General features: G+C 68.3%; 7 protein-coding genes and 1 pseudogene. 1 reads left to right on the top strand and 7 read right to left on the bottom strand.

Features of this window, described 5'->3' with window-relative positions; all coding sequences use genetic code 11:
- Positions 1–97: 97 nt before the first annotated feature.
- The 7 genes from ACLJQF_RS12300 to ACLJQF_RS12270 form a co-directional block, all read right to left on the bottom strand.
- Complete coding sequence (locus ACLJQF_RS12300; protein ID WP_410608407.1) at positions 98–1,639, bottom strand: long-chain-fatty-acid--CoA ligase; 1,542 nt, start codon at positions 1,637–1,639, stop codon at positions 98–100.
- Positions 1,636–2,925 (bottom strand): 5-aminolevulinate synthase, encoded by a 1,290-nt coding sequence (hemA, locus tag ACLJQF_RS12295; RefSeq protein ID WP_410608406.1) that lies wholly within the window; start codon positions 2,923–2,925, stop codon positions 1,636–1,638. Before hemA ends, ACLJQF_RS12300 begins: the two co-directional genes overlap by 4 nt.
- Positions 2,926–2,980: 55 nt before the next feature.
- Complete coding sequence (locus ACLJQF_RS12290) at positions 2,981–4,549, bottom strand: class I adenylate-forming enzyme family protein (RefSeq protein WP_410608405.1); 1,569 nt, start codon at positions 4,547–4,549, stop codon at positions 2,981–2,983.
- Positions 4,550–4,861: 312 nt separating this feature from the next.
- Complete coding sequence (locus ACLJQF_RS12285) at positions 4,862–5,569, bottom strand: response regulator transcription factor (protein ID WP_410608404.1); 708 nt, start codon at positions 5,567–5,569, stop codon at positions 4,862–4,864.
- Positions 5,570–5,768: 199 nt separating this feature from the next.
- Entirely contained in the window at positions 5,769–6,332 is a 564-nt protein-coding gene (locus ACLJQF_RS12280) for a hypothetical protein (RefSeq protein WP_410608403.1), read from the bottom strand.
- Position 6,333: 1 nt separating this feature from the next.
- The gene (locus ACLJQF_RS12275) at positions 6,334–8,181 is read right to left on the bottom strand and encodes a DEAD/DEAH box helicase (RefSeq protein WP_410608402.1); all 1,848 of its coding nucleotides are present in this window, start codon (positions 8,179–8,181) and stop codon (positions 6,334–6,336) included.
- Complete coding sequence (locus tag ACLJQF_RS12270) at positions 8,178–9,761, bottom strand: MFS transporter (RefSeq protein WP_410608401.1); 1,584 nt, start codon at positions 9,759–9,761, stop codon at positions 8,178–8,180. The genes ACLJQF_RS12275 and ACLJQF_RS12270 overlap by 4 nt, the downstream gene beginning before the upstream one ends.
- A 525-nt stretch (positions 9,762–10,286) precedes the next feature.
- Between ACLJQF_RS12270 and ACLJQF_RS12265 the strand changes: the two are divergent.
- Positions 10,287–10,730 (top strand): annotated as a pseudogene (locus tag ACLJQF_RS12265) (DUF2637 domain-containing protein); the annotation flags it as partial.
- Positions 10,731–10,953: the final 223 nt, after the last annotated feature.

The raw sequence follows: 10,953 nt of genomic DNA, 5'->3' as shown, positions 1-10,953 counted from the left end.
GTCGAGCTGCCCTACCTGTTGTCACGGACGGTGCCTGAGCGCAGGCGTAGCACCCGCAGCAATGCTGCGGGCGCTACGCCGATGTGCTGTTTCCCTGCTACGCGCTGACGGTCGCCTCGTACTTCGAAACGAGCATCCGCTTGAGAACCTTGCCGCTGGACCCCGTCGGGAGTGCGTCGGTGAACTCGACTCGACGGGGGTACTTGTACGCGGCGAGACGCTGTTTGCTCCATTCGACGAGCTCTTCGGCCGAGCCGTCGGTGCCGTCCTCCGGCCGGGCGGGCACCACGATCGCCCAGACTTCCTCACCGAGCACCGGGTGCGGCACCCCGATGACCGCCACCTGTGCCACGGCCGGGTGCCCGGCGAAGATCTCCTCGATTTCGCGCGGGTAGACGTTGTAGCCGCCCCGCAGGATCAGGTCCTTCTTCCGGCCGACGACCGCGAGGTAGCTGTCGCCGTCCAGCTTTCCGAGATCGCCGGTGCGGAACCAGCCGTCGTGCAGCACCTCGGCGGTCAGATCCGGACGGCCGAGGTACCCGGCCATGACGCTCGGCCCGCGCACCACGATCTCGCCCACCTCACCGACGGGCAGCAGCTCGATCCGGTCGGCGTTCGGCCGGGCGATCCCGACGGTGACGCCGTTGATCGGCACTCCGACCGTTCCGGGGCGGAACGACACGCCGGGGTAGTGGTAGGCGACGCTGCAGGACGTCTCGGTCGCCCCGTAGCCCTCGTACACCGGACAGCCGAACACGCTCCGGACGTCGTCGAGGGTCTTGGCCGGAAGCGGCGATCCCCCGCTGTACACGCGGTCGAGCCGGGGCACCGGCCCTCCCCTGGCCACCGCGTCGAGCAGCCCGAAGTACATCGTCGGCACGCCCATGAACACCGTGCACCGGTGTTCCACCATCAGCGCGAGGGCCGCCCGCCCGGAGAACTTCGACATCAGGACGATCGACAACCCGGCGCGGAAGCCGGTCAGCATGACGCAGATCTGGCCGAAGCTGTGCGCCAGCGGCAAGCACCCGAGCAGGACGTCGTCGCCGCGGAACACGTACGGGGTGGCGACCATCCGCTCGACGTTGTACCGGACGTTCCGGTGGGTGAGCATCACGCCTTTCGGCGCACCCGTCGTGCCGGACGTGTAGAACACGACCGCGACCTCGTCGGGATCCCGCTCCACGACCTCTTCGACCGGCGCGGTGTCCCGCGCCGCGGCCTCCAGGTCGACCGTGCCCGCGGGGCCAGGGCCGACGGTGAAGAGCCCCTTGCCGAGCCGCTCCACCGCCTCGCCCGCCTGCGCGAGCAACGAGGTGGCGCACACCAGGAACCGGGCGTCGGCATCGCTCAGCACGTGCCCGATCTCCGCCGCGGTCGACATGACGTTCAGCGGGATCGCGACGGCGCCGGCGGCCAGCACGCCGAAGTACACCGCGGGAAACTGCGGGGTGTCGGCCAGGAGCAGGACGACCCGGTCGCCCGGCCGCACCCCGTTGTCCCGCAGCACGGAGGCATAGCGGCGCGCCTGCTCCCACAGCCACCCGTAGGTGACCTGCCCGGACTCGTGGATCACGGCGGGGTGGTCGGGTCGCTGCGCCGCCGTTTCGGCCAGCACGCCGGCAACTGACGTCGTCATCGCGGCAGCAGTCCGGCTTTCGCGACGGTGCGGGCGCCGTCGGCGCGGAGCTCGGACGTGGCCCAGTCCCGGGCGCTCGCAGCCGGGATGCCCAGTTCCGTCCAGATGCCGTGCAGGGCGTCGGCGAAGCTCTCGACGTCCTTCTGCTCGTGCACGGCGGACGGGGCGATCCGCAGGATCTCCTTGCCCACCGGCACGCTGGGGGCGTTGATGGACTGGACGTAGATCCCGTGCCGCTCGAACAGCAGCCGGGACGCCCGCTTGCATAGGTCGTCGTCACCGACGAAGGCCGAAACGATGTGCGAGTCCGCCGAAATGAACGGGATGTCGGCATCGCTCAGCAGGCGGTGCAGGAGCCGCGCGTTCTCCGAGAGGAGCTTCCGCTCGACATCGGAGGAGCGCAGGTACCGGACCGACGCCAGCCCACCGGCCGCGATCGCCGGCGGCAGCGAGGTGGTGAAGACGAACGAGCGCGCGTAGGTCCGCACCGCGTCCACCAGGGCCGCCGGTCCGGTGATGTAGCCGCCGACCAGGCCGAACCCCTTCGCCAGGGTGCCCATCACGACCGTGAACCGGTCGGCGATGCCTTCCTGCGCGGCGATCCCGGCGCCCTGCGGGCCGTACATGCCGACCGCGTGGACCTCGTCGATGAAGGTCGTGGCGCCGTAGCGGTCCGCGATGTCGGCGATCTCGGCGAGCGGCGCGACGTTGCCCGACATGGAATAGACCGTTTCCACGACGATGAGCTTCGGGCTGCCGGCGGGGGCGGCCGCGATCAGCTCTTCCAGGTGGGCGACGTCGTTGTGCCGGAAGACCTGCTTCTTGGCGCCGCTGTGCCGGAGGCCGTCGATGATCGAGGCGTGGTTCTTCGCATCGGAAAAGACGATCGTGTCCTTCGGCATGCTCGCCAGCACGGTGAGCGCGCCTTCGTTGGCCGTGTACCCCGACGCGAAGAGGAGTGCGGCTTCCTTGCCGTGCAGGTCCGCCAGTTCGTTTTCCAGCAGGACGTGGTAATGGTTGTTCCCGCCGATGTTCCGGGAACCTCCGGAGCCCACGCCGTGGATGTCGATGGTGGCTTGCACGGCCGCGATGACCTGGCGGTTCTGCCCCATGCCCAGGTAGTCGTTGCTGCACCAGACACTCACTTCCGAATCCACCCCGTCGCGCCGCGCACTGGCCATGGGGTAGTCACCGGAACGACGGCCGATCTCCAGGAATTCGCGCTTGCTTTCCGAAAGATCTTCGGCGGTCTTCCCGCTCAGGTATGACGCCAGGTGAACGTTCATTCACTCGCCTTCTCGACGTAGCAGCTGGATTGACAAACGAACCGAAAAGCCCGCACTAGACGGTGGTCTTCCGCAGGAGCACCTTGTCCGGCTTGCCGTTCCGGTTCATCGGCAGCGCGTCGAAGATGCTGATCTTTTCGGGCACGTGGATCGGGGAAAACGCCTCGGCGATTCCCGCGCGGATCTTTTCCACTTCGACGACCTCGGCCGGATCGCATTCGATCGCGGCGTGGATGTGCTCGCTGCCGTCCTCGTCTCGCACGCCGTAGACGGCGGCGTGCCGGACACCGGGGTAGGAAAGGATTTCCGACTCGACGACGATCGGGTGGACCTTGACGCCGTCGACCTTGATGACGTCGGCCACCCGCCCCAAGAGGGTCAGGTATCCCCGCTCGTCGAGACAACCGATGTCTCCGGTGAAGTACCAGCCGTCACGCAGCACCCGTGCGGTCAGTTCCGGGTCGCCGTTGTAGCCGTCCATCAGCTGAGGCGAGCGCACGCGGACCTCACCGATTTCCCCCGCCGCCAGCTGCGCACCCGATTCCGAGTTGCAGACGACGACCTCCACCTCGGGGAAGGGCCGCCCGACCGTGGCCGCGAGGTCCGGCTCGCCGTGCTGCGACGGCGTCAGGGTCGTGATCCGGCCGGACTCGCTGGTGGCGTACCCCTGCGCCAGGACCGGGCCGAACAGCTGGAACGCCTGGCCGATCCGGGCGGGTGCCGCGGGGCTGCCGCCGTAGACGATCCGGTTCAGCGAAGCCAGGCCGGCGGCCGCCACCGCGGCCCGGTCACGGATGCCCCGCTCGAGCAGGTGGTCGATGAGCTGGAACACGTGCGTCGTCGCCATGAACGTCCACGTGACCTCCTTCTCCGCGGAGACGGTGTCCACGAACTTCCCGGCGTCGAAGCTCTCCTGGACGTAGAGCGCATCGCCCGCGGCGAGGACCGCGTCGGCCATCGGGGCAACGCCGTGACTCAGCGGGGTCGACACCAGCAGAGACGTGCAGCCGGCTTCGCGACCGAGGTCCATCCAGGCACGCATGGTGGCGTCCCACGCGCGGCCCGACAACCGGATGCCCTTGGGACGTCCCGTGCTGCCACTCGTGAAGTTGATGAAGGCCGGCGCGTCCGGCTCCCACGACACGGCGTCCGGGACATCGGCGCTCGCGGCGGGTTCCCCGTCGCGAAGCCGCGTCACCGGAATCCCGCCACCATCGGCGATCTCCGCCGCGCGCGCCGCGTTTTCGGCATCGGCGTAAACGGTCACCGCGTCGGTTTCGCGCAGGATCTGGATCTGGTGCTCCAGCGGAAGGACCGTGACCTTCGTACCGGGATTGGTGGTCCGCAGGTAGCACACGGCGCCGCCGAGCAATTGCGTCGCGTACCGCGCGGTGAGCGTCTCAGGGCTGTTGGGGGCGACCAGGATCGCGACCACATCTCCCTTGCCCACTCCACGATCGCGCAGCGCGAGGAACGCTTCGGTCACGGACCGGATCAGGTCGCCACCGGAGAAAGCCTGGCCACGCCAATGGACGACATCGCGGTCCGGCGCGGCCGCGAGCAGGGAGAGGATCTCCGAGACATAACTTTGACTTGCACTCCACCAATGCCCGGGCAGGCTCATGGGAACTTCCTTTGATTTAGCCAACTATGGAGACGTCGTCCGAAGGGTGGGTCAATCTTCGCCGCACAATGGGAGTAAGCGGTAGATCGTTCGACTGGCTACAAGGGAGTGCCGGAAGGCGGCCCGGCCCGGGTAGCCGAACGGCTACCCCGAGGGCAGCGACGCCGTCGAGGCGGAGATGAAGGGGCAAGGCCGGCGCGCGCCGAAGGGCGCCTTCCTCGCATCCAACGGGAGGAAGGCGCCCTTCGGCGCACCAGATGAGACGAAGGTGTCCTTCGGCCGCCGAGGCGGCCCGGCCACTCTCCGCACGAATCACATGACGAGGAGTCCCGACTCCATGGCCCGAACGACCGCGAGCGTCCGGTTCGGACAGTTGAGCTTGGCCAAAATGATGCCGACCGTGCGCTTGACCCCGTGTTCGGAGATGCTCAGCGACCGAGCGACCTGCCGGTTGCTCAGCCCCTCGGCGATCAGGCGCAGCACCTGCTGCTCCCGGGCCGTCAGCGCGATCATCGACGCGCGCTTCGAGGTGGCGTCGTCACCGGCCGGGTCGAGCGCCGCCACGGATCGCCGCGCCAGGGCCGGCGACACGTGGAATCGGCCCGTCTGCACGTCGACGATCGCTTCGCGCAGGGTCTCGGGGCGCAGATCCGCCCAGTCCAGGAAACCGTTTGCGTGATCGACCCAGGATTGCTCGACGACGTCGGCCGAATCCACCAGGATCAGGACCCGCATGTTGTCGAGGCGCAGCTTTTCGGCGAGCTCGGCGGGCACCGGCTCCACCGCATTGCGGGAAGAAATCAGCAACTGGCCGTTGCGGAACGTCGAGAGATCTCCGACATCCGTGATGAATTGCACGGTCAGCCGGATGTCGAGCGAACGAAACATTCCCTCGATGCTGTACCGGCGAATGTCGTCTTGGATTATCAGGACGAGCTGGAGGTTGGTGTCGAAGGTGCCGCCCGGCGCTCGCCTGTCACGCATTTCAGGTAAAAAGTAGTCGATCTGACGGCTACCCATATCAGTAATCCCCCATTGCTCACGTTAAAATTTCGGGGTTTGACCCCTATGGACGAGCATGGCATGCGTCATGAGAGGTGTCCACCCCTCAATAGCGTAGTGCGGTGGATATTGACCACTGCCCGGGACGCAGCCGTCGCCGCGACCACCAGGGCAGCGAAACTTCCCGTTTGTCCGGTTGAGTTCACCGCGGCCACCACTACTTCGACACCGTGAAGTAGTCCGCCGGATCAAGGGCATTGAGCGCGATCCACCGCTGCTGCGGCAATGCCGCGGTGGCGACTCGGGTGCTCCCCGAGGAGACGCGGGAGAATTCCTGGACGTCGAGCGCAATGCGCGGATCGTCATCGACCCGGCGGGCCATCTCGTAATAGACGGCCAGCACGTGAATGCAACTCCCGGAGCCATCCGGGCAGGAGCAGTCGACACCCGCGAGGATCGGTGCGGGCGAGTGGCCGGCCTCGGTGATCGCGCGGTGCACCTCGTCGGTCAGGAGGGGCCGGGCGCCGCACAGGTGGCCGGTGATTCCCGCGATCACCTCCGGCGGCATCGGCGCCACCTCGATGGCGGCCACCGATGCGGTGCGGCCACGCTGGACGACGCCGCGCACGACGCGCCCGTCGATCGTGACCTGCACACCTCCGAGGCGCGCCAGCTTGCGAGCGCGCGGCAACAGCGGGTTGGGCCGGGTCTGGCGCAACGGCTGGGCGAGCCGGACCCAGTCCCGCCCCCACGCCGTGTACCCGAAGTCGTCGTCCGGCATGTCAGCTGCCCCGCTTCCGGCGCAGGGTCGCGACGAGGCGGTCGTCGTCCAACCGGGCCAGCTCGGCGACGCCGGACATGTCGGCGATGTCGGAGAGCGCGGACTTGCGTGAATGCATGGCCGCGATGTGCTCCTCGACCGTGGTGCTGGTGGTCAGCGTGGTGACGGTCACCGTCCGGGTTTGACCGATCCGGTGGACCCGGTCGGAGGCCTGCGCTTCCACCGCGGGGTTCCACCACCGGTCGAAGTGGATGACGTCGGCGGCGCGGGTGAGCGTGAGCCCGGTACCCCCGGCCTTCAGGCTGAGCACCAGCACTTCGGGTCCGTGGTCGGCCTGGAAGCGGCGGACGATATCGGCCCGCTGTTCCTGGTTCAAGCCTCCGTGGAAGAACGGGACGGACACCCGGAACTGCTCGCCGAAGTGGCGCACGAGCAGCTCGCCGGTCCTGCGGTACTGGGTGAAGATCAGGGTCGGCGAATCGGTTTCGAGGTTGTTGGCCACGATGTCGGTGCACAGGTCCAGCTTTCCCGACCGCCCCGGCAGTTCATCGGAGCCGGCGGAGCCGCCGTCGACCAGCGTCGGGTGGTTGCAGACCTGCTTGAGCGCGGTCAACGCGGCCAGCACCCGGGCCTGGCGCTGGACGCCGCTGCCGAAGCCGTCGTCGATCGCCCGGTCCAGCAGCCGGTCGTACAGGTGCTGCTGTTCCTCGGTCAGATCGCAGCGCAGGTCGGCGTGGATCTTGGGCGGGAGGGAGCCGGCGACCTGGGCCTTCTTCCGCATCAGCACGACCGGCTCGATCACCGCGCGCAGCCGGGTGGCGGCGGCGAGGGAACCGTCGGCGATCGGCCGGATGAAGCGACGACGGAACTGCGCCCTGTGCCCGAACAGCTGCGGTGCGACCAGGTTGAGCAGCGCCCAGAGTTCCTCGAGGCGATTCTCGACGGGCGTTCCGGTCAACACGATCCTCGCCTCGGCCGCGATGGTCCGCGCGGCCTTCGACACCTGCGTGCGGGAGTTCTTCAGCACCTGCGCCTCGTCGAAAACGGCCGTGACCCATTGGTGCTCCAGCAGGACCGGGCTGTGCAGGCGCAGCGTCGGATAGCCGGTGATCACGACCGTCCTGGCGGCCATCGCCCCCAGCGGCCCGCCACGCCAGATCACCGTCCGCAGATCGGGGGCGAACCGCGCGATCTCGTGTGCCCAGTTCCCGACCAGCGACGTGGGACACACCACCAGCTGCGGCCCCTCGTCGGCGCGCCCGACGAGGTAGCCGATGGCCTGCAGCGTCTTGCCGAGCCCCATCTCGTCGGCGAGCACGGCACCGCCGTGTGCGTCGACGGTCTCGCGCAGCCAGCTCACGCCGCGGACCTGGTACGGCCGCAGCTCGGCGGTCAGCGTCGTGCGCAGTTCGGCCGCGACAGCGATGGTGTGCCGGAAGACGGCCGCGGCGTGCTCCGCCGAGGTCACGGCGGCGCCGGTGGCATCGGGAACGGCGTGCCCGGCGATCGGCAGGGTCGGCTCGCCGCCCTCGATCCGCGCCCGCCAGGCGTCGACCGACCGGCCGGGCGAGTCGAGGAGCGCGCCGGCGAGCTTGTCCGGCTCGATCAGCGCGCAGTCGACGTCGGACACCTCGAGCCCGGACAGGTCCGGCGTCGGGACGACCAGGGCAACGGATTCGACGTCACCGACGGGCGGGGCGGCGCCCACGGCGCGGCCGGTCCAGGTCCACAGGGCGAACATGTGACGATCGAGGAGGTACGTGGCTTGACTGTCCACACTGTCCACACTGGCCACGCGGGGGCGTTGCCCGTTTTCCAGCTCGTCGGTGGCGGCGCGTACCGGCGTCACCGGGACTCCAGCACACTTCGCGCCGCCGGGGTGGCGCCGGGAGCTTCTTCGTCGTCCGCCGCGCTCGTCTTCTTTCCGGCGCCAGGCAAGGTGACCAGCAGCACAACGGCTCCGAGCAGCGCGATGACCGCGATCCAGGCCGCGCCGACGTGCATGGCGTGGACGAACGCGTCGTCGGCGGCCCGGGCAAGAGCGGGCCGGCCGGCCGCGGCGGCGGCGTGGCGGGCCTGCTCGGCGGACACGCGCGCCTGGTCCTGCACCGGACCCGGGACACCGTCCAGCGCAGGTTCGATGGCGCGCCGGTACGCGATCGACATGATCGTGCCGCCCACCGCGATTCCGATCACGCTGCCGGTTTGCCGCACGGTGTTGGTGACGGCCGATCCGGCACCGGCCTGTTCCAGTGGCAGGTTGCTGATCAAGGCGGCCGTGACGGGGCCGATCACCATGCCGATCGCGAGCCCCTGGACCAGCAGGAGGACCTCGATCCAGGCGAGCGGGGTCTGCAGTCCGAGGAACCCGTAGCCGCCCATGGTCAGCGCGGCCACGGCAAGCGCCGGAACGGTGACAGGCCGTAGCGAAAAGCGCCGAACCAGGCGCGTGGCCAGAGGCGCCCCCGCGAGCGCGCCGAGCGCGGTCGGGATGTTGGCCAGCCCCGCCTTCATCGGCGAAAACCCGAGGGCGCCCTGCAGGTAGAAGGCGTTGTAGAAGGTGATCGCGGCCACGGCGAAGAGCAGGAGCCCGAGCGCCACGTTGCCGCCGCCGAAGGTGTGTTGCGCAAGCAGTCGCGGGTCGAAGCTGGGCAGCTTGACCCGCAGTTCGACGAGCACGAAACCAGCGAGCAGTGCCAGCCCGACGACGATCGGCGCCCAGACATCGGTACGGCCCCATTCGGCCACCTGTCCCGCCCGGATCAGCCCGTAGGCCAGTGCCACCAGCCCGCTGATCGACAGCAGCATTCCGGCGGGGTCCAACGGCCGCCGGGCAGGGCTGCGGAAATTCGGGACCAGCACGGCGAGCCCGGCCAAGGCCAATGCGGCGACCGGGACATTGATGAGGAAAACCGAACCCCACCAGAAATGGTCGAGCAGGAATCCCGCCAGCACCGGACCGGCGGCCATTCCGACACCGGCCGACGTCGAGAAAATGCCGATCGCGGCGGCCCGCGCGGGGCCGGTGAAGGTCCACATGAGGATGGCCAGCATGGCGGGCGTGATCAGCGCGCTGCCCACTCCCATTGCGGCTCGAGCCGCAATGAGCTGGCCCGCGTCACTGGCGTACGCCGCCCACAGCGAGGAGCCGGCGAAGATCACCAGGCCGCCGGAAAACACGGTTCGGTGACCGAACCGATCGCCCAGTGCGCCTGCGGTGAACATCAACGTGGCGAACGCCAGCGTGTAGGAACCGGTTGCCCACTGCAGCTCACCGGGATCGGCGCCCAGGCCACGGACCGGGTCCGCCAGCGTCTCCAGCGTGGTGCTCAGGACGGTGTTGTCCAGCCAAATCAACAGTGAACACAACATCAGAACGGCAAGAATCAACCGCTGCCTGAACTTGGGCAGCGTTGGAGGCGCGGTCATGAACACCTTCGATATCGATCGGCGGGAACCTGCACGACCATAAGCAGACTCCGAGAGGCTGTCAAGTCAGGAATTTCTTGTCAAGACTATTGCAGCCGAACCGAATATATGCCCCTCCGGCAAACTTGCAAACCGAGTAATTTTGTGCCCTCCGGCCATTTCAAGATTTGCGGTATTTAATACCTTGCTGAGGGTTGCCGCCGAGCAGATTCCATGCCCCGGCCCATGCATCCCTGGGGGCCCGTGGGTTCGACGTCGGCGGCCGAGCGATCACCGAGCCGCTGCCGAGAGCCACCCATGCGGCCCGCCGACGACCCGCCGCGGCGGGCGCGGGCCCACCGGTGGCCCAACTCTCCGGCACGAGGTCCCCAGCGCACCAAAAAGCCCGCCTGACCTGGGTCAGACGGGCTTGGTTACTGCTGGTACCCCCGACCGGGTACGAACAGCATCCACGCACCCGGGCAGCACCTCTGACCTGCAGATCTCCGCAACTCTGACCCTCGTCGAGTACGGCCGGGGGCGGCGATGAAGAAGCCATCCCGCGACGGCGTCGCCCTCGGCGTCCAGTGCTTCTTCACCGCGCTCGTCGCACTCGGCGCCGCGTTCGCCTCCTACCGGCACGGTCTCCGGTTCGCCCTCCGCTTCGGCGCCGACGAGACGACGGCCTGGATCTGGCCCCTCATCGTCGACGGCCTGCTCACCATCGCCACCGTCGAGCTGTGGAAGTCCGGCAGCGGCAGCCGGTGGCAGGCCTGGCTCGCCTTCGTGTTCGGGATCTCACTCTCCCTCTGCGCCAACATCGCCTCGGCCGCCGAGCTGAGCGCCTTCGGCATCATGGTCGCCGCGTGCCCACCTCTGGCTCTCCTGCTCGCGGTCGAACTACTGAATCGCGCTCTCCAGCGCCGCCGCTCGCCGTTGATGCAGACTGCCGATGTGGTCCAGGACACAACGCCGGACAAGTTGTCCACAGACCTTGAGCAGTCTGTGGACAATCCGCAGAGCCGACACCGAGCGCTCCGGCGAGGCCGGTGATCAATCGGACGACTTCTGGCAGCAGCATCAGACCGGCCACCAGTACACAACCGGTAAGCACGACGCTTTCACGGTGCTTCGCAAGCAGGAGAGTATGTGGACCGGCCGCAACCCGGAACCGATACTGACGAATTCCACCCCCTTACCTTTTTCCTCGGAG

The sequence above is a fragment of the Amycolatopsis sp. lyj-109 genome (genome assembly GCF_046548995.1).
GTDB lineage: Bacteria > Actinomycetota > Actinomycetes > Mycobacteriales > Pseudonocardiaceae > Amycolatopsis.
This window is presented reverse-complemented; position numbering and strand designations above follow the sequence as displayed.